The 18,669-nt window shown below is 61.4% G+C and carries 21 protein-coding genes; 7 read left to right on the top strand and 14 right to left on the bottom strand.

Annotated features, from left to right (window positions below; genetic code table 11):
* Nucleotides 1-37: 37 nt before the first annotated feature.
* On the top strand, nt 38-1,108 hold the full coding sequence (locus NL154_RS25215; protein ID WP_210631858.1) for a LacI family DNA-binding transcriptional regulator: 1,071 nt from the start codon (nt 38-40) through the stop codon (nt 1,106-1,108).
* Between the two features lie 31 nt (nt 1,109-1,139).
* Here the strand turns inward: NL154_RS25215 and NL154_RS25210 are convergent, their stop codons facing one another.
* The 5 genes from NL154_RS25210 to NL154_RS25190 form a co-directional block, all read right to left on the bottom strand.
* Complete coding sequence (locus NL154_RS25210; protein ID WP_210632202.1) at nt 1,140-1,403, bottom strand: hypothetical protein; 264 nt, start codon at nt 1,401-1,403, stop codon at nt 1,140-1,142.
* A 99-nt stretch (nt 1,404-1,502) separates the two neighbouring features.
* Nucleotides 1,503-1,733 (bottom strand): hypothetical protein, encoded by a 231-nt coding sequence (locus NL154_RS25205; protein ID WP_221155945.1) that lies wholly within the window; start codon nt 1,731-1,733, stop codon nt 1,503-1,505.
* Nucleotides 1,734-1,942: 209 nt separating this feature from the next.
* Nucleotides 1,943-2,191 (bottom strand): hypothetical protein, encoded by a 249-nt coding sequence (locus NL154_RS25200; RefSeq protein WP_210631857.1) that lies wholly within the window; start codon nt 2,189-2,191, stop codon nt 1,943-1,945.
* Nucleotides 2,192-2,257: 66 nt separating this feature from the next.
* A complete protein-coding gene (locus NL154_RS25195) occupies nt 2,258-2,665 on the bottom strand; it encodes a hypothetical protein (protein ID WP_434734232.1) in 408 nt (135 codons plus the stop codon).
* Nucleotides 2,666-2,680: 15 nt separating this feature from the next.
* Entirely contained in the window at nt 2,681-2,971 is a 291-nt protein-coding gene (locus NL154_RS25190; RefSeq protein WP_434734231.1) for a hypothetical protein, read from the bottom strand.
* A 286-nt stretch (nt 2,972-3,257) separates the two neighbouring features.
* On the opposite strand from NL154_RS25190, the gene NL154_RS25185 reads away from it, so the two are divergent.
* From NL154_RS25185 to NL154_RS25165, 5 genes are all read left to right on the top strand, one after another.
* A complete protein-coding gene (locus NL154_RS25185) occupies nt 3,258-3,518 on the top strand; it encodes a DUF982 domain-containing protein (RefSeq protein ID WP_221155901.1) in 261 nt (86 codons plus the stop codon).
* A 200-nt stretch (nt 3,519-3,718) separates the two neighbouring features.
* Nucleotides 3,719-3,907: a hypothetical protein gene (locus NL154_RS25180; protein WP_184491010.1), complete on the top strand. Its 189-nt coding sequence runs from the start codon at nt 3,719-3,721 to the stop codon at nt 3,905-3,907.
* Between the two features lie 207 nt (nt 3,908-4,114).
* The gene (locus NL154_RS25175) at nt 4,115-4,405 is read left to right on the top strand and encodes a hypothetical protein (protein WP_247241766.1); all 291 of its coding nucleotides are present in this window, start codon (nt 4,115-4,117) and stop codon (nt 4,403-4,405) included.
* 47 nt (nt 4,406-4,452) lie between these two features.
* On the top strand, nt 4,453-4,674 hold the full coding sequence (locus NL154_RS25170) for a hypothetical protein (protein WP_210631852.1): 222 nt from the start codon (nt 4,453-4,455) through the stop codon (nt 4,672-4,674).
* Nucleotides 4,675-4,685: 11 nt separating this feature from the next.
* Nucleotides 4,686-4,829, top strand: coding sequence for a hypothetical protein (locus tag NL154_RS25165; RefSeq protein WP_434734230.1), 144 nt, complete (start codon nt 4,686-4,688; stop codon nt 4,827-4,829).
* 57 nt (nt 4,830-4,886) lie between these two features.
* On the opposite strand, the gene NL154_RS25160 is transcribed toward NL154_RS25165, so the two are convergent.
* From NL154_RS25160 to treZ, 7 genes are all read right to left on the bottom strand, one after another.
* Nucleotides 4,887-5,048 (bottom strand): hypothetical protein, encoded by a 162-nt coding sequence (locus NL154_RS25160; protein WP_210631850.1) that lies wholly within the window; start codon nt 5,046-5,048, stop codon nt 4,887-4,889.
* An 83-nt stretch (nt 5,049-5,131) separates the two neighbouring features.
* The gene (locus NL154_RS25155) at nt 5,132-5,320 is read right to left on the bottom strand and encodes a hypothetical protein (protein WP_434734229.1); all 189 of its coding nucleotides are present in this window, start codon (nt 5,318-5,320) and stop codon (nt 5,132-5,134) included.
* A 9-nt stretch (nt 5,321-5,329) separates the two neighbouring features.
* A complete protein-coding gene (locus NL154_RS25150; RefSeq protein WP_210631848.1) occupies nt 5,330-5,506 on the bottom strand; it encodes a hypothetical protein in 177 nt (58 codons plus the stop codon).
* A gap of 10 nt (nt 5,507-5,516) precedes the next feature.
* Nucleotides 5,517-5,732: a hypothetical protein gene (locus NL154_RS25145; RefSeq protein ID WP_210631847.1), complete on the bottom strand. Its 216-nt coding sequence runs from the start codon at nt 5,730-5,732 to the stop codon at nt 5,517-5,519.
* Nucleotides 5,733-5,835: 103 nt separating this feature from the next.
* Complete coding sequence (locus tag NL154_RS25140; RefSeq protein ID WP_210631846.1) at nt 5,836-6,036, bottom strand: hypothetical protein; 201 nt, start codon at nt 6,034-6,036, stop codon at nt 5,836-5,838.
* 11 nt (nt 6,037-6,047) lie between these two features.
* Nucleotides 6,048-7,967 carry a 4-alpha-glucanotransferase gene (malQ, locus tag NL154_RS25135; protein ID WP_434734228.1) on the bottom strand — a complete coding sequence of 640 codons (1,920 nt, stop codon included), beginning with the start codon at nt 7,965-7,967 and terminating at the stop codon, nt 6,048-6,050.
* A gap of 13 nt (nt 7,968-7,980) precedes the next feature.
* Nucleotides 7,981-9,759, bottom strand: a complete 1,779-nt coding sequence (treZ, locus tag NL154_RS25130) for a malto-oligosyltrehalose trehalohydrolase (protein ID WP_434734227.1) — start codon at nt 9,757-9,759, stop codon at nt 7,981-7,983.
* Nucleotides 9,760-10,064: 305 nt separating this feature from the next.
* Between treZ and NL154_RS25125 the strand changes: the two genes are divergently transcribed.
* Nucleotides 10,065-10,547, top strand: a complete 483-nt coding sequence (locus tag NL154_RS25125; RefSeq protein ID WP_434734226.1) for a hypothetical protein — start codon at nt 10,065-10,067, stop codon at nt 10,545-10,547.
* A gap of 60 nt (nt 10,548-10,607) precedes the next feature.
* On the opposite strand, the gene NL154_RS25120 is transcribed toward NL154_RS25125, so the two are convergent.
* A complete protein-coding gene (locus tag NL154_RS25120; protein WP_221147393.1) occupies nt 10,608-12,281 on the bottom strand; it encodes a response regulator in 1,674 nt (557 codons plus the stop codon).
* A gap of 10 nt (nt 12,282-12,291) precedes the next feature.
* Complete coding sequence (locus tag NL154_RS25115; RefSeq protein WP_210631842.1) at nt 12,292-18,591, bottom strand: HAMP domain-containing protein; 6,300 nt, start codon at nt 18,589-18,591, stop codon at nt 12,292-12,294.
* Between the last annotated feature and the right edge of the window lie 78 nt (nt 18,592-18,669).

Raw genomic sequence — 18,669 nt, 5'->3', positions numbered from 1 at the left:
ATTGACCGCCCGTCAATAACTCTTGTAGTGCTGCGGCATGGAAAATTCCGCTGGCCCGAAACGTTCAGTTACTGTCGCCGACGTCGCGAAGGCGGCACGGGTGTCGAAAGCGACGGCCGCCCGCGTGCTCGGCGGCTACGGTGTCGTTAGCGGTAAGATAAAGGATCAGGTCCTGGCGGCGGCGGCCGCACTCGAATACCGGCCGAACGAACTTGCGCGCAGCATGAGCACCGGCCGGTCCGGCATCATCGGGATCGTCGTCGGCGATATCGAAAACGCCTTCTTCAGTCTGGCGGTACGCGGCATCAGCGATGCGGCTCGGCTCGCCGGCTTCAACGTGATCATTTCCAATTCGGGCGAGAAGCTCGAAGCGGAGAAATCAGCCGTCGACCTCCTGATCGGCAAGCGTGTTGATGGCTTGATCGTGACGCCCGCTCGCTGCGACAGCGTCGACCATCTCCGGCACGTCGGCCGCGCCGGTATGCCGCTGGTCCTCTTCGACCGGAGCATCCCGGAACTCGATGTCGACGCCGTGACCGGCGATGATCGCGAGGCTGCCATCGCCGCCGCCCGGTTTATGGTCGAGGCAGGACACCGACATCTCGCTTACGTTTCGGCCATGGACGCCGAGGACGGCGGACCCACCGATGTCGCCCGCATATCGAATTCTGCCGTGCGTGAACGCGTGGAGGGCTTCGTGAGCGTCCTGACAGAGGCAGGCTTGCCCAACCCCCTTCACTATGTGCGGCTCGGCGCGACGGACCAACCGCAGACGGACGCCGTGATCAGACGCCTGCTCTCGGATTCATCACCGCCAACGGCAATCCTCGCATCAGACAGCCTGGTGGGGCTGCGCGTCTTCAAGTCGCTGCAATCACTCGGCCTCTCAATTCCCGACGACATCTCGATGATTTCCTTCCTGGATGCCGATTGGACAAGCGTTACCGTTCCCCCGATCACAGTCGTTGACCAGCGCGTATACGAGATGGGCAAACTCGCCGGCGAGCGGCTCGTCGCCCGCATCGAACAGATCCCCCTAGCCGTTGAACGGCTGCGGGTCAGCACGAGCCTCGTCATACGCAGCTCGGTCGCAAGGATTGGCCGGTGAGATGCGTCCTGAGCCGGATGTGAGCGACGTCCTAATCGAAAAGTTCACCGTGGCCGATCTGCTCCCGCTTGCCCGGCACGTCGCTAATCACGGGATCTTCCGCAGGATCGGGATCTTTTTTATTGGCCTCGGTCAAAAACCGCGCCGCCTCAAGGAATGCGACCGAGATTTCTTCGGTTGCCCATCCGGCTTGATTGGCGGCTGCAATCAGCTCCTCCAAAGCGTCGCGCGCAGCAGCGCTCGCTTCTTCGAACCGCTGAGCGGGAGCCTCGGCTTTTGGCGGTGGAAAGGTCATCGGCGTTCCCTTCATGTCTGACTACCCAGGATGAACGCAGCTCCACTGAAATGGATGCACCACCAACACGATTTAGCGGTGGATGCTCGACTTTCTCGATCAGATGACCGTCCGCAAAAGAAACGGGGAACGCTCCAGCGGACGCTGGGCGAGGATCTTTAGCATCGCCGGACCCTGTATGCCGGTTGTCGTGCGCGAGCGGCCGTCGTGATAGACGACCGTCATAACATGACTGCGAATATCATAGCGTATCTGAGCGATCGTCCGGGTGTGAACCGGAAATACGAATTCGTCGGGCTCGGATATTTGCCCGGATGTTTCCAAAGTCATCGCGATGCCCCAACGATCACAGCGCCCCTGTTCCTCGTCCCCCGTTCCATGCACCCGGTGCCGGAAATCATAAGCGCTAAGCGGCCCAATCAAGCATATATTGCTTCCATGGTCGCGTGACATCGGCGTGACATGCAGTTACGCGTTAGAAAATCCCTTGGAAAACAGTAATTTATGGAAAACGACAGGGAGCCTGTGAAGTCACGCAATCAGTGCAATGTCGTCTGCAACGCATGGACACGAGCGGCCTGCGGCCAGCGTTCGCTCCTGCGCGCGAGCGACCGGACGGCCTCCTCCACCGCAAGAACCGCGTCCCTCAGCCGCTCGATCTCATAATCGAGTTCATATCGCTCGCCCTCAGCAAGATCATGCCTGTCAAGCAGCCGTCTCGCCGCTTCGATCAAGCGCTCCGCGCGCCGGACAATATCGAGAGCGCTTCGTATAAGGACGTCGAGCATGCATTTTCCCTCCTTGCCTGACAGAGAGTCGGGCAGAATCGGAATGCTGGCAATCCTAAAATCTTGTCAGATCCGCTCGCGCATCCTGTCGTAGAAATCCCTGAGACCTCGTAGGGCTGAGGACTCACGATGGCGTGGTGGGGAGAGCTGACGTGAGGCAAACGTCAACAAACCCGCGACAGCAGCCATGAGGGCAAACGTTGAGAGCGGATAATGCTTCACCAGAGCCTCGGTCTCGCGGACTGCGTTTCGGGCGCCGCCCTTCGCAGAACGCCCGGCACTGATGACCTGTTGCTGTAGCCTATCAACCTGTTGCCGCAGAGCGCCCAATTCAGTGCGCAAATCTTGCTCGGCCTGGCGGGGGACCCCGACAGAGGCGGTGTTGATATCGATGATCGCTTTCGGAACAGGCTCGCCGATCTTGGCTCCCTCGGTGTCGAGCGTCGTCCCAACATTGTTCTTACGGCGCGGCATGATCAGGTCTCCTTCCTAGTCGTCGTCGAGCGAAAAAACCGGTCGGTAGTGGCGCTGGGAAATCAGTAAGCTGCGGTCCGGCTGGATAATATAGATCTCCTCGACTTGGCGCCCCCATTGATCCGTGAAGCTGTGCGGGAACGATGAACCGACCGGCGATTTCGTCAGCTTTGTGCGCGGCTGCCCCTGATAGGTGATGCTGCCCGGAATAGGCTCAAGTCCCCCCGATGTGTAGCTGCCTGCGCTGGTGGTGCAACCCGTCAGCGCGATGGCCAGAACCAGCCCAAGCACAATGCTCCGCCTCATCGTATCCTCCGGCTGCTTCGGCATTCGCCTGTCGCACAAATAACAAGGCGAGGCAGACATTGTTCCAGTACTCGGTGGCGGCAGGCAGGAGTTCCTTTTTCGAACAGGAACAACCGTGCCATGGCGTAGTTCGACCGGCAAAGGAGATGCCATATGGACCATGAAGCACCGATCCGACCAAGGCTCCCGGCCAGGGCCCGCCATGCGTTTGTTCACCCGGGCCAGTACCGGACGTTCCAGGACAGCGGCAGGGGCCACCGTCCGAAAGACCATTCTGGATCATATCATGGCTGACGTCATCGAGGTCGATTTCCACCTGGTTTGGCAATATCCAGTTTTCATCCGCACCGCCGAGAGCGAGCAGCAGCGCATAGAAGGTCCGGACGCGGCACTCGACATCCTGAATCATCGCTGGACCAACGTTCGGGGCGGCGGTTATTTCGAAGCGAAGCGGCGCTGCGTCGATGCGCTTCGCCGACGCGGAAGCGCCGAACTGGCGCGCCAACGTTTCATCCAGGCCGCCATTGCCGCGGGTGTCCTTGCCTGAGGCAAAGGAGGCTCGGCACGCCGCTCGAAACAGCTGGTCCGTGCGCTAACGCACCGAAGAAACAAGCCGCTTGGTATCAAACAGGACGGGCATTATCTTGATTAAGTGAAGGCGACAAGCGGCAATCGTGGTGGGCGTTCATGGCGATTTTCTACAGACCGATACTACCGCAGGATTTCAGATGCCTTTCGAAGGCTGTCATGAGCTGGTATCGCCATTTCGGCGTCTCGGTGAGCGAACACGACAGCCAGATCCTGTGCAGCGCCGCCATTCAGCTCTTCAATGACGGCAAGACGGATGTCGACGACCTCGCAGCAGGATTGATCGAGATGTTTCCCGCCCCGGATCTGCTCAAGATCAACGCTCCGACCTCGCAGTCGATCCACTAACGTCTATTCTCCCTTTGCTGCGACGAGACCGGAGTTCCCGCACTGCCGGAGATCCCGCCATCGCGAACTGTGCCACCTAATCTGGGAACAGGGTGCGCTTTACCGCGTTTCCAACGTTCAAAAGGGAGCTGTACTATGGCCAAGACAAAGATTCCGAAGAGGATTGCAGGATACAAGGTACCTAAAGGCATCCGGAAGAATTCTATAGTGAAAACATTACTGGCGAGCTCGACAGGCCGCGATATCTTGGGAAAGGCGCTGATCGCCGGGGCCGGCGCTGCAGCGGCCGTGCTCGTGGAGGATAGCGACGACATTGCCGGCGCCGCAAAATCGGGTGGGCGCAAGGGCGCCAAGACCCTTGGGCTAGTCGGCCGAGCCTTTCACAGCGCAACCGATGCGGCCGTCGGCGTCGTGCGTGACGCCGCCAGTTCGGCGCTCCCGAAGAAAGTCCGGAAACAGGCCGAAGAAAACCCTCGGAAGGGCGTCGCCGTACATTAGATTCGACGCCGCCCCGAAAGCGTTCGAAGCGAAAGCTGGAATCTCTCTTGCGCAAACGCGCTAATAAAGGCGTCCTGTCCCAGGCCAAGGCGGCTGCAGCCGCCAAAGTGCTGGGCAAGCTTGTGCGCAAGCACCCTCTTATCGCCGCTGAACTGGCGCTGGCGGGAACGGCCAGAGGTATCGCGGTCGCGGCCGAGGAAGTGAAGCAGCGCATTCTGCCTCGTCATGATGTCGAGGAAATCGAAGACGACGGTTCGGGGAACAGCTGATCAAGGCGGTGATGAAATCGCATCCGCAGGCCACCAAGAAAGAGATCGTTCGAGCCGCCTTCCATGCTCTTATCGCCCATGCCGGCAGCGGGCCTGAAAAGGCCGGCATCCTCCAGGACTTCGCGATCACCCAGCGCTCCAACGAAGAAGAATGAACCTGCGGAGCCAAAGATACGGCACCCCAAGTATTGATGGCCCGTTGTAACGGACAGCTAAAGCTCGTCGCTGCGACGCTTTACGGCGTGTTTCACAGCCAGCAAATGTCGGCGCCGCTCGATCATGTAGTCAGCATAACCAACGCAGATGTAAAGCAATGTCGGGCCGGCGTAGATGATGAGGAGAGCCAGTGCAACAAGGATGAATGCGGTCGTCATGGTCTGTTTTCCGTCATGTTGATCATGTGAAGCGGTGGACCTGCGACGTTGGCCGATCAGGGTTCCGCCGCCAGGTCTGTCCCTCACTTCTCTCTTGCGTCGTGGGTGTGGTGGCGATCATGCTCGCCGCCGCCGCCGGAAACCTTGCTTCGCGTGCGTCTATCCGACTCGGCTGCCGGCTTTGGTACCTCGAGCGGCGCCTTGGCGTTTTCGTGGGATGCGCCTGGGCCGCCCTGGCGGATAGTTGACGGGCTCTTCTGCGAGGTAGACATCGATGCCTCCTACCTGTCCTGCTGGTAACCCTGATGGGTAGTGTTGACTTTGGTGTTTCCTTGTTGACCCTTCTTCTCAGGGTTTTCGTTGCCGCTTGCGGTATCCTCCGCCTCGGTCCGCGCCGGCTTGCCGGCTCCCTTGTTGCTGACGTTTTTGGCGGGAATGGGGGGCAATCTGCTGCTCATCACCTTTTCCTCACTTAGGATTCCGATTGGAGCTGTGATCCGCGTATTGCTCAGTTTGGATCGTCTTGCCGTCGAGGCCGCGCTCCTTGGAATGCTGCGTCTTGTCGCGGTTCGAGAGGACCATGTTTTCGGGAAGCTGTTCCCGGTCGAGATCGGTCATCGCGCCGCCGCCGTCGCCCTTTCCCTTCGTGCCAGCACCAATATGTTTCCGGTCGGCATGTGCCATGATTTTCTCCTTCGGTTTATCGAGTCAAACACTCCAGGCCCGCCGAGGTTCCGGGCTCGAATTCAAATCGCCTGCCCGCGTCGAGCTGGTAAGGTGACGCATCCTATGACTTGTCCAGATGCCGGTGCAGTTCGTCCTTGGGAATGAAAATGTCGGTGCTGCCCGGCTCGTGATCAGGATGCGATACCTTCACATCGAGATCGTCAGGAAGCGACAATGCCTGCTTGGCGTTCATGATGCCCAACGGCACCCGGCCTTCCTCGGTCTCTACCGCGACCTCGACAAGTGGTTTTCTGGCTTTCATCTCGGCGATCCTTATCCCTGTCTATTCGAAATCCGCCTGCTCCCTGATCGTTCCCTCGCCGCGTGAATTCGTGGCCTTTCTTCCCGCATCGCCGCCGTAATGCGATGCAGCAGCGGGTTCGACGCCAGCCCCTCCAGCGAAACCGACAGCTTCGGTTTCCAGTTGGGGTAGCTGTCGCTCGTGCCGGGGATGTTGGTGGGGCTTTTCTCGTCGGTCAGGTCGGCAACCCGAACCGCGACGAGAAGCGACGGAGTACGGGCGATGAAGCGGTAGGCGCTGACGGTCAATTCCCTCAAGGTCTCCCGGCTCGCCCTTGCGTTGAGACGGGCCGGCACGTCGATGCCGGCAGCGCGGAGCGCCGTCTTCAGATTTCGTCGCTCGCGTCGGCGGTGCTGAAGATGTTTTGCCGTGAGATCGGGCGGCACGATACCATGGTCGCGGCGATCCTGGATGTCGGCGCTGCGCCACCAACCGGCAAGCGTCTGATGGTCGTGCGTCGAAATGCAGGCCAGGCCGAAAACGGGATAGGCATCCGGCGGCTTGAAGCCTTTCCCGTCCTGTTCATAGGAGAGAATGCGATACGAAAGGATCTGCGCCGCCGCGAGCTCGTCAGGCAAATCCGGCGGTATCACTCCCAGCGCTTCACCGATGACGAGGCATCGATGCTCAGCGGAGGTCTCGGCCAGGATCTGTAGAAGCCGATGCTGGGGGTAGCGGACATAGGCGCCGCCATCCGGCCTGCTGCCGAGCGGCACCAGAAAGAGGCGTCGGAGCGCCGGGGCGTGATCGATCCGGATCGCACCGGCATAGCGCATGGCGGCGCTTACCATGCGCCGGTAAGGAGAATTGTCTCCCGCAGCGATCGCGGACGGCAGATATCCGGCGAGATGCCAGTCCTGCCCCTCTACCGCGAATGGATCGGGAGGGCTGCCGATGGTCGCCTTCGAGATATAGACATCCGGCTCGCTCCACATCGCCGATCCGTCGACCGCCTCGCCCACGGCAAGATCGAGATAAAGCCCGATCCGCAGGCCGGCTTCGCGCGCCCGGTCCGCCGCCTGCAGCAACTGCCGGTGGGCGAGCCACTGCAACCACATATGAAAACGGACCTCCTCCGCATGCTCACGTGCGAATTCGGCGACGGCGGCGCTGTCGAAGCGCCGGAAATCGGCCGGCCATCCCTGCCAACCGGCGCCCCTCCCACGCTCCACCATGGAAAGCGAAAGGCATTCGAAAAGCGCGTGTCGCCGCAAGCTGTCGCCGCCCTGCGCGACGAAGACATCGAAATCGACGGGATTGTAGGTTTCATCGGCGGCATCCGCTTGCAGCCAGGCGCGCCAGCGATCCCGCAGAATTCCAAGCTTGACCCTCGCAACTCCGGCATAATCGACGAGGTCGCTTCCGCGAAGTCCCTCCAATTGCCGTTCGAGTTCGGCACTACTGACAAAACCCGGCAATCGGTCGACCGCGATATAGAGCGGGTTGAGATGCTGACGGCTTGAAGGTTCATAGGGGCTGCAGCGATCGGGATCGGCAAGAAATGGTGCGTGAAGCGGATTGAGGCCGATGAAATCGGCGCCAAGCTTTCCCGCCAGGTCGGCCACATCGGACAGATCCTCGAAATCTCCGATGCCCCAGTTGCGCACCGAACGGAGTTCGTAAAGCTGCAGGCTGATACCCCAGACCCGCGTCTTGAGCAGGAAATCCGGCAGAAATGATTTGGGGATCGCCTCATCCGCCGGCCCCGACTGCCGCTGCCGTCGCAGTGGATAGATCTCGGGATGGGTGTTTCCCGATAGCTCGACTCCCAAAGCCGAGAGTATCTTGCGTTTGGTGTCGGCGGAAATTGCCACCTCGTGATCCTCGGGACTGGGCCTGGTTGGGCTGATCCCGTATCGACGGGCGAGCTTGTCGAGCTCGGCAGATTTCATCGTCCGATCGCCTTCATGCCAAGCCCTCACCTTTCGAAATGCTCCAGATCACCGTCCAGGGCGCCAGTTTGCCTCCCTCGCTGCCGCCGAGGCGGAAGATCATCTCGCCTTCGTTGCGCTGCTGGAGAAGCGGCGCCGCTTCGCTGCCGAGATTGGCATCCAGATGAAGCCGCCGATCGCCGGCCAGGGCCCAATCCACCGCAAGCGTTGAACTCGAACGATAGGCCGCGTTTCCACCGCCGGCACCTTTCAGCAGAGGTACGATCCGTTGACGTCGGAGGTCGAGAAGCGTCCTATAGAATTCAAGCATTTCTGATGAGACACTTTTCGACCAGTCGAGCTTGGCGGCCGCAAAGGTCGACGGCGCCGTCGGGTCAAGAAGCTCGTCAGCGTCGAAACCCGGCAGGCGCGAAAGCTCCTCGCGCCTGCCCTTCCTGACCTTCTCGTTCAGATACTCGTCGAAATCGCAAAAAAACGGAAAAGGCTCTCGCGCACCCCATTCCTCACCCATGAACAGCATCGGTATCTCAGGCGCCAGCAGGTAGATCGATGTGACGGCCTTGACGGCATCGGTCGGGCTCGAAGCCATGATCCGGTCCCCCAGCGCCCGATTGCCGATCTGGTCGTGATTCTGGATAAAGGACACGAAGGCGGTGGGCGGCAGGTGGCCGCTCGGCCTGCCTCGGCTTCCTCCACGATACGGCATGTGCTCGCCCTGGAACACGAATCCTTGCGTCAGCGCCCGACCGAGCTTGCCGGTGTCGCCGGCATAATCGGCATAGTAGCCGAAGGTTTCACCCGTGGCAGCAACATGCAGAACATGGTGGACATCATCGTTCCATTGGGCCGTGAACAACCTCGCCTCGCCGTCTGCGTCACGTTTCAAAAGGTCGCTGTCATTCTCCTCATTTTCCAAGATCAGATGAACATGCCGGTCACCGGCCGCAGCCCTGAGGCGGCGGGCCAGCGCGTGAAGAAAATGCTCAGAACTGTCGTCCTTGATGGCGTGGACGGCGTCGAAGCGAAAACCGTCGAGCCTGAACTCGTTGATCCAATAGATGGCGTTCTCGATGAAGAATTCGCGGATCATCTCGGAGCCGTCGCCGTCGTAATTGATGCCGTGGCCCCAGGGCGTCCTGTGATGATCGGTAAAGAGCGGCGCGTAGGAGGGGATATAGTTCCCGTCGGGTCCGAAGTGGTTGTAGACCGCGTCGAGGAAAACCGAGATGCCACGTTCGTGCGCCGCATCCACCAGCGCCATAAGATCTTCCGGCCGGCCGTAACTGCTGTCGGGCGCGTAGGGAAGCACGCCGTCATAGCCCCAGTTGTAGCGACCCGGGAAGTCGCTGAGCGGCATGATCTGCAGCGCCATGACGCCCAGCTGCCGCAGATGGTCGAGACGCTCGATCGCGGCCTTGAAAGTCCCCTGGGGTGTGAAACAGCCGACGTGCAGTTCGTAGATGACCATCTCCTCCCAGGGCCGGCCGGTCCATTCGCGCGTGCTCCAGCGATATGCAGCAAGGTCGACCACTTCGCTCGGACCATGCACATCCTGCGGTTGGAAGCGCGAGGCAGGATCGGGAATTTCGAGTCCATCCGGCAGGATAAAGCGATACTGCGTACCAGGGCCGGCATCCGCGACCGTGCACCGATGCCAGCCGTCTTCAGCCGCTTGCATCGGACGCGGATCGGTGCTTTCGATTTTCAATGAAACGCTTTCATGCAGGGGAGCCCACAGGCGAAACAGGACGCCATCTTCGGTGAACGCGGGGCCGAACATCGTTTTGGTCAAAGGAAAGCCTTCGGTGACGTGAGATGGGTTTGAGTAACTTTTGTCAGGGCAAAAAGTTTCGCCTGGGGTGGAGCGCAGCAAGCGAGCGAGACCTGATCAGCGGGCGGCGCAAGTCCGAATTTAGCCGCGACGTCATCTCGTTGATCGTGAAGGATTCACGCGGACGAAAGACTAGCTTTTCGTATTCCGTTTGCAACGCGGTTGTGATTCAACCATGCGGGGTAAAGGCCGCGATTTCAGCGCCAAACCAGTCCCAAATATGATATGCGCGTTATGTCGCGGATTAATCGAGTGTGGATGCAAAGATGACAGCAGCGCCTCACGCCTTCAGCTTTGTATCAATTTTGCTTGCAGTCGGGCTGTATACGCCTGCACTACCAGAGAGCTTTTCTATAAAGTCGCTCGATTCCGTCGCTACTAGCTGTCCAGGTTTTGGAAAAACTTCATCAGACGCGTCGCTCGTCATGCAATGCGATGGAAACAAACGGACGTTGATGATTGCCAAGAGCTTAAATTTTGACGGCGCTTCGTATATTAGAAATCCAGACATCTACGCAAAGGAAATATTGCTGGACGTTGGTAAAACTATAAATGAAGAATTAAACATCAAAAATCGACACTTAATATTCTGCAATCCGCCTGTAGATACTCTCGGAAGATGCAAAACAGTCTATCTCCTGGGCGGCGCCAGGAGTTTTGAGGAGGCAGCTTTGGCCATCAATCCAAAGGACAGTAAAATTGACAGCTTTTCGTATTTTCTGATCCTCTCCTGGGAGCGAGGCAATTAAGAAATGGAACTGATCCTGCTCCAACCAGTCAAGCTCTCCCCAGCCGCCGCGCCTCGATCATCATGCCGCCGCGACCTTGTCCCTCAGCGCCTCGTCCATGGCCGCCTGGAGTTGCTCTTGCGTGAACGGCTTCGCCATCCTGAGCATGCGGCCGAGCCCCTGATCCTCGGCAAGCTCGACATAACCTGAAGCGAGGATCACGGGCAGGTTGGGGAAGGCTGAACGAAGGTGGCGCGCGAGCTCGGCGCCGGTCATCCCCGGCATGGCATGATCGGTGATGACGAGATCACACTCCTGTCCGCCGGCGAGGAATTCCAGGGCCTGGGTAGCGGAAGCCGCCTCCCGCGGCAGATGTCCGAGATCCTCCAGCATTGCCACGGTTCCGGTCCTGACGAGCGCGTCGTCGTCGACGACGAGGATGGCAAGCGATCGCGAGACCGGTTTCAAGGGTTCCGCGGCCGCAGGCACGACCGCCGGCTCCTCCTTGGCAATGCTCTGCGCAACGGGCAGCCAGAGCGAGACGGTTGTGCCCTTCCCTCTTGTGCTCGAAATCTGGATGGAACCGCCCGATTGCGCCGCCAGGCCGTGCACCATCGATAGGCCAAGACCAGTGCCTTTGCCGATTCCTTTCGTGGTGAAGAATGGCTCGGCGGCGCGCAGGACCGTCGCCTCGTCCATCCCTTCGCCGTCATCCGAGACCGATATCCTGATGTAGTTTCCGCCTGCAAGACCGGCGGGCCGGTCTTGCTCCGCCGCCGCGGCGACCGTCACCGCACCGCCACTTTCAAGCGCATCCCGCGCATTGACGAAGAGATTTAGCAGGGCCAGTTCCAACTGATTGCTGTCCACCAGAAGCGGCTCCAGATCCGCCGGTATGCGCTTTCGGATCTCGACGCGCGGTCCAACCGCCTTTGCGAGCAGATCCTCGACGTTTTCGAACAGCCGGAGGAAGTCGACCGCCTGTGGCTTCAGCTCCTGTCGGCGGGCGAAGGCGAGCAGACGCTGGGTGAGCGCCGTACCGCGTTCGGCCGCCTGGATGGCGTTCGTCACCAGGCGTTCGCTGCGCTCATCGGCCGGAAGCCGCTTCTTGAGCAGACTGAGGCTGCCGAGCACCGCCATGAGAAGATTATTGAAATCGTGCGCCACGCCGCCTGTCAGGTGGCCGATCGTATCGAGCTTCTGCGCCTCGAACAGCTGCGCCAGCGCCTCCTCGCGTTCGCGCGTCCTTTGGTCGATGCGGTGTTCGAGTTCCTCGTTCAGCTGACGCAATTGCGCGGCCGAGGCCTCGAGCTCGGCGGTGCGCTGGTGCACCCTGGCCTCCAGTTCGGCATTCAGGCGCTCGAGTTCCCGTGTCTTCCGGTAGAGATCGGCAAAGACTCTGACCTTTGCCCTCAGCACCTCGGGCACGATCGGGACCGAGACATAGTCGACGGCGCCGACCGCGTAGCCGCGCAGCCGGTCAGGTTCGGCCAGCATCACGGCCGAGACGAAGATGATCGGCGTGTTCTGATAGCGCGGGTGCTGACGGATCATTCCGACGAGTTCGAAACCGTCCTGCTCGGGCATGCAGACGTCGACGAGGATCACGGCGATCTCGGTGCGCAACAGGTGCTCGAATGCTTCGCGCGCCGACTGCGCCTTGATCAGGTTTTCCTCGAGCTCTTCGAGAATCACCTCATAGCTCAGAAGCTTTGCAGGCTGATCGTCGACGAGGAGGATATTGACGGGGCTCATGACCGGATCCTCAGCGGTGCAGCCACATGCGCAGAGCCGACAGCAGCTGCTCTGTGTTGACGGGCTTCGCCAGGTAGTCCGAGGCGCCGGCTTCCAGGCATTTTTCCCGGTCGCCCTTCATCGCCTTGGCCGTCAGCGCCAGGATCGGCAGCCGCCGGAAGCGGGGCTCAGATCGGATCACCTGCATTGTTTCATAGCCATCCATCCCCGGCATCATGATGTCCATCAGCACGATCGCGACGGAAGGCTCATTGTTGATGACGTCGATCGCCTCGCTGCCCGTCGTCGCCGTCAGCACCTTCATGCCGCGACGTTCGAGAACGCTGCTCAGCGCGAAGATGTTGCGCGCATCGTCATCGACGAGCAGCACGGTCTCGCCCACCAGATCCTCGTCCGAGCTGTGCAGCTCCTGCAGCGTCGCTTGTTTTGCGGCCGGCAGGTCGGCGACGACGCGGTGCAGGAAGAGCGCAGTCTCGTCGAGCAGGCGCTCGGGCGACTCCACGCCCTTCACCACGACGCTGCGGGCCATGCTGTGCAGCATCGCGTCTTCGTCAGGTGAAAGCTCCCGGCCGGTGAAGACGACCACCGGGACTTCGGCGATCCCGTCGTCGTCGCGGATTTGCTCCAGCACTTCGAAGCCGGACATGTCAGGCAGCGTAAGGTCGAGCACGACGCAGTCGGCAGAGCCTTGCCGGAGAACGGCGAGCGCCTCCGAGCCGGAGCCGACGCTTGTTATGTCGATGTCGTCGTGCCCGAGAAGGGCGGTGACGCTCACGCGCTCGGCCTCGTTGTCTTCCACCAGCAGCAACTGCTTGCGGCGCGGCTCGGCATAGGCCTTCAGCCGCGACAGTGCCTTGCCGAGGCCTTCCGGGGTCGTCGGCTTGCTCATGAAGGCGAAGGCGCCGCGGGTCAACCCGTGCTGGCGGTCCTCGTCGAGGCTGATGATCTGCACCGGAATGTGTCGCGTCTGGGAATTCTGTTTGAGCTGGCTCAGCACCGTCCAGCCCAGCATATCAGGGAGGAAAATATCGAGCGAGATCGCCAACGGTCTGTATTCCTGGGCGAGAACAAGCGCGTCGCTGCCGCGCATCGCGACCAGCACCTTGAAACCGTTGTCGCGGGCGAGATCGACGAGGACGCGGGCATAATGCGCATCGTCTTCGACGACGAGCAGCACGGAGTCGCCGGGCTCGATCCGGTGACGGTCGTCCGCGACATGTTCGACCGGTTTGTCAGCCCGACGGGCAGCCGCCTCGGCGAACTCGACGACGTTCGCCGCTGCCGGAGTGGACTTCGGCGCCACCGCGCCGGCGCCGACATAGGTGAGCGGCAGGTAAAGCACGAAGGTGCTGCCGACGCCGGGCGTGCTGCGCAGCTGGATCTCGCCGCCGAGCAAGTTCGCCAGTTCGCGGCTGATCGCCAGGCCAAGTCCGGTGCCGCCATATTTGCGGCTGGTCGAGGCATCCGCCTGCTGGAACGCCTCGAAGATGATGCGCTGCTTCTCGGGCGGTATGCCGATGCCGGTATCGACCACTTCGAAGGCAATGACCGAAGGCGCGTGCCGCAGAGAAGGATGCTCCGGTGACCAGCCGCTCGTCGCCGATGCGACGCGAAGCGTCACGCCGCCCTGCGCGGTGAACTTGAAGGCGTTCGAGAGCAGGTTCTTGAGGATCTGCTGCAGCCGCTTCGAGTCGGTGATGATGCTCTTTGTCACATCGGCGCCGACCTCGACCGCGAAGGAGAGGTTGCGGTTTTCCGCCTCGTGGCGGAACGGCCGCGCCATCACCTCCAGCAGGTTGCTGACGAAGATCTCCTCGGCATCGACCGAGACCGTGCCGGACTCGATCTTCGAGAGGTCGAGAATGTCGCTGATGAGGTTGAGCAGATCGGTGCCGGCGCCGTGGATCGTCTTTGCGAATTCGACCTGCTTGACCGACAGATTGCCGTCCGGGTTTTCTCCGAGCTGCTGGCCGAGGATGAGGATCGAATTCAAAGGTGTGCGCAGCTCATGCGACATGTTGGCGAGGAATTCGGATTTGTATTTGGAGGTCAGTGCAAGCTCCGTCGCCTTTTCCTCGAGCGCGCGTCTCGCCTGCTCGATTTCCTGGTTCTTCGCTTCGACTTCGACGTTGCGTTCCTCCAGCTGTTGCGCCTTCTGGCCGAGCTGTTCGTTGGTCTGCTGCAGCTCGCGCTGCTGCGTCTGCAGTTCGGCGGCAAGCTGCTGCGACTGCTTGAGCAGGCCTTCGGTTTGCATCGTCGCTTCGATCGAGTTGAGAACGATGCCGATCGAGGTCGTCAGCTGGTCGAGGAAGGAAAGCTGCAGCTCGGTGAATTCACCGGCGGAGGCAAGCTCGATCACCGCCTTCACCTGCCCCTCGAAATGCACCGGCAGGACAATGGCGCTTCGCGGCAGCGTCGTGAACACGCCCGAACTGATGGGAACGACGTTGTCGGGAAGATCGGTGACGAGGATGCGGCGGGCATCGCTGGCGCATTGCCCGACGAGGCCCTGGCCGAAATCGAGCCGCGGCGGATGCGCCGCTTCGACGCCCTGCGCATAGACCGACAGCAGCGACAGAAACGCCTGCTCTTCGTCGGCATCCACCTGATAGATGACACCCTGATGCGCGCCAACCAGCGGCGCGAGCTCGGAGAGCATCATCTTGCCGACCAGCGTCAGGTCGCGCTGCCCCTGCAGCATGTTGGTGAAGCGCGCCAGGTTGGTCTTCAGCCAGTCCTGCTCGGTGTTGCGCTCCGTCGTCAGGCGCAGGTTGTCGATCATCGTGTTGATGTTGTCCTTGAGCTCGGCCACTTCGCCGCGTGCATCGACCTTGATCGAGCGCGTCAGGTCGCCCTTGGTGACGGCGGTGGCGACCTCGGCGATGGCGCGCACCTGGGTCGTGAGGTTCGCGGCAAGCAGGTTGACGTTACCGGTCAGGTCCTTCCACGTTCCCGCGGTACCGGGGACATTCGCCTGGCCGCCGAGGCGGCCCTCGACGCCGACTTCACGCGCCACCGTCGTCACCTGATCGGCGAAGGTCGCGAGCGTATTGGTCATGTTGTTGATGGTTTCGGCAAGCGCGGCCACCTCGCCCTTGGAGGCGACGGTGAGGTTCTGCTTGAGGTCGCCGTTGGCGACCGCCGTCACCACCTTGACGATGCCGCGCACCTGTTCGGTCAAGTTGGCTGCCATGACGTTGACGGTGTCGGTCAAATCCTTCCAGGTGCCGGCCACACCCGGCACCTGCGCCTGGCCGCCGAGCTTGCCTTCGGTGCCGACCTCGCGCGCCACGCGCGTCACTTCGCCGGCAAAGGCGTTGAGCTGGTCCACCATCGTGTTGATAGTGTTCTTCAGTTCGAGGATTTCGCCCTTCACGTCGACGGTGATCTTGCGCGACAGGTCGCCGCGCGCCACTGCGGTCGTGACTTCGGCGATGTTGCGCACCTGGGTCGTCAGGTTGGCGGCGAGCAGGTTGACGTTATCGGTCAGGTCCTTCCAGGTGCCGGCCACGCCGGGAACGACGGCCTGGCCGCCGAGCCGGCCGTCGGTGCCGACTTCGCGGGCGACGCGCGTCACCTCGCCGGCGAAGGAGCGAAGCTGGTCGACCATGGTGTTCAAGGTATCCTTGAGGAGCAGGATTTCGCCGCGCACGTCGACGGTAATCTTGCGCGACAGGTCGCCATTGGCGATCGCGGTCGCCACCTCGGCGATGTTGCGCACCTGCGCCGTCAGGTTGCCGGCCATGGAGTTGACGCTGTCGGTCAGGTCCTTCCAGGTGCCGGCGACGCCGGAGACCTGCGCCTGGCCGCCGAGTTTGCCTTCGGTGCCGACTTCGCGGGCGACGCGGGTCACTTCGCCGGCGAAAGCGTTGAGCTGGTCCACCATCGTATTGATGGTGTTCTTCAGCTCAAGGATTTCCCCCTTCACGTCGACGGTGATCTTGCGCGAGAGGTCGCCGCGCGCCACGGCGGTGGTGACTTCGGCGATGTTGCGCACCTGGCCTGTCAGGTTGGAGGCCATGGAGTTGACGTTTTCGGTGAGGTCCTTCCAGGTACCGGCCACGCCAGGCACCTGCGCCTGGCCGCCGAGCTTGCCTTCGGTGCCGACTTCGCGGGCGACACGAGTCACTTCCGAGGCGAAGCGGTTCAGCTGGTCCACCATGGTGTTCAGCGTTTCCTTGAGCTCGAGGATTTCGCCCGAGACCGACACGGTGATCTTTTTCGACAGGTCGCCATTGGCGATCGCTGTGGAGACTTCGGCAATGTTGCGCACCTGCGCCGTCAAATTGCCGGCCATGGAGTTGACGCTGTCGGTCAGGTCCTTCCAGGTACCGGCGACTCCGAGCACGTTCGCCTGTCCGCCGAGCCGACCTTCCGTGCCGACCTCGCGCGCCACGCGCGTCACCTCGCCGGCAAAACCGTTCAACTGATCAACCATCGTGTTGATGGTCTCCTTCAGCTCGAGGATTTCGCCCGAAACCGGAACGGTGATCTTCTTGGAAAGGTCGCCCTGGGCGACGGCGGTCGCGACTTCGGCGATGTTGCGCACCTGGCCGGTCAGGTTCGAGGCCATGGAATTGACGCTATCGGTCAGGTCCTTCCAGGTGCCCGCGACGCCGCGCACGTTCGCCTGGCCGCCGAGCCGGCCTTCCGTGCCGACCTCACGCGCCACGCGCGTCACTTCCGAAGCGAAGGCGTTCAGCTGGTCCACCATCGTATTGATGGTTTCCTTGAGTTCGAGGATTTCACCCTTCACGTCGACGGTGATCTTCTTCGACAGGTCGCCGTTAGCGATCGCAGTCGAGACTTCGGCGATATTGCGCACCTGCGCCGTCAGGTTGCCGCCCATCGAGTTGACGTTTTCGGTCAGGTCCTTCCAGGTGCCGGCGACGCCACGCACGTTCGCCTGGCCGCCGAGCCGGCCTTCCGTGCCGACTTCGCGCGCCACACGGGTCACTTCCGAGGCAAAGGCGTTCAGCTGGTCGACCATCGTGTTGATGGTCTCCTTCAGTTCGAGGATTTCGCCCGACACCGTCACCGTAATCTTCTTCGACAGGTCGCCATTGGCGATGGCTGTGGAGACTTCGGCGATATTGCGCACCTGCGCCGTCAGGTTCGAGGCCATCGAATTGACGTTGTCGGTCAGATCCTTCCAGGTGCCGGCGACGCCGGGCACCTGCGCCTGGCCGCCGAGGCGGCCCTCGGTGCCGACTTCGCGCGCCACGCGCGTCACCTCGCCGGCAAAGCCGTTCAGCTGATCGACCATCGTATTGATGGTTTCCTTCAGTTCAAGGATTTCGCCCGAGACGTCGACCGTGATCTTGCGCGAGAGGTCGCCGCGCGCAACCGCCGTCGTCACCTGCGCGATGTTGCGCACCTGGGCAGTCAGGTTGCCGCACATGGCGTTGACCGAGTCGGTCAGGTCCTTCCAGGTGCCGGCGACGCCAGGCACCAGCGCCTGGCCGCCGAGCTTGCCTTCGGTGCCGACCTCGCGGGCGACGCGCGTCACTTCGGAAGCGAAGGAGCGCAGCTGGTCGACCATGGTGTTGATCGCTTCCTTCAACTGAAGGATCTCGCCGCGCACGTCGACAGTGATCTTCTTGGAAAGGTCGCCGTTGGCAACGGCGATGGTCACTTCCGCGATATTGCGCACCTGCGCCGTCAGGTTCGACGCCATCGAGTTGACGCTTTCGGTCAGGTCCTTCCAGACGCCGGTCACTTCAGGCACCTGCGCCTGCCCGCCGAGTTTGCCGTCGGTGCCCACTTCGCGGGCAACGCGCGTCACCTCCGAGGTAAAGACGCTGAGCTGCTTGATCATCGTGTTGACGATATCGGCCGAGCGCAGGAATTCGCCCTTGAGCGCCCGCCCGTCGACATCGAGCGGCACGGTCTGCAGCAGATCGCCCTTGGCGACCGCGGTGATCGTGCGGGTGACGGCCGTCGTCGGCCAGAGGAGATCGTCGATGAGACCATTGATCGAGCCTTCCATCTCGGACCATGAACCATCCGACAGGCCGAAGCGCACGCGCGTGCTCGTCCGCCCGTCGCGGCCGACCACCTGGCCGACATGTTCGAGCTGCTTTGCCATGCGCTGGTTGGCGGCGATGATATCGTTCAGCGCATCAGCGACCTTGCCGGTAACACCGGTCAGGTCGGAGCGCATCCGTACGGAAAAATCGCCGCGCCGGACCGCGACAAGCACCTCCAGAAGCGCGCTGGCATCGTCAAACGCCATGCTTTTATGGTCACGTCCGTTGAGGCTCTCTGCCGCAATGCTATCGGCCGAATATTCACTGGTCTGCTTGCTCACGGAATCCCCCTTATTCGACAGAAGGTAACTAGTGCTCGGCTGGAAAAAGGGTATGGGTGTGCGGCAGGGTTGCAGAGA

The organism is Rhizobium sp. YTUHZ044, from assembly GCF_051123975.1.
GTDB lineage: Bacteria > Pseudomonadota > Alphaproteobacteria > Rhizobiales > Rhizobiaceae > Rhizobium.
Note: the sequence above shows the minus strand (reverse complement) of the source record. Positions and strands in the feature narration are given on the sequence as shown.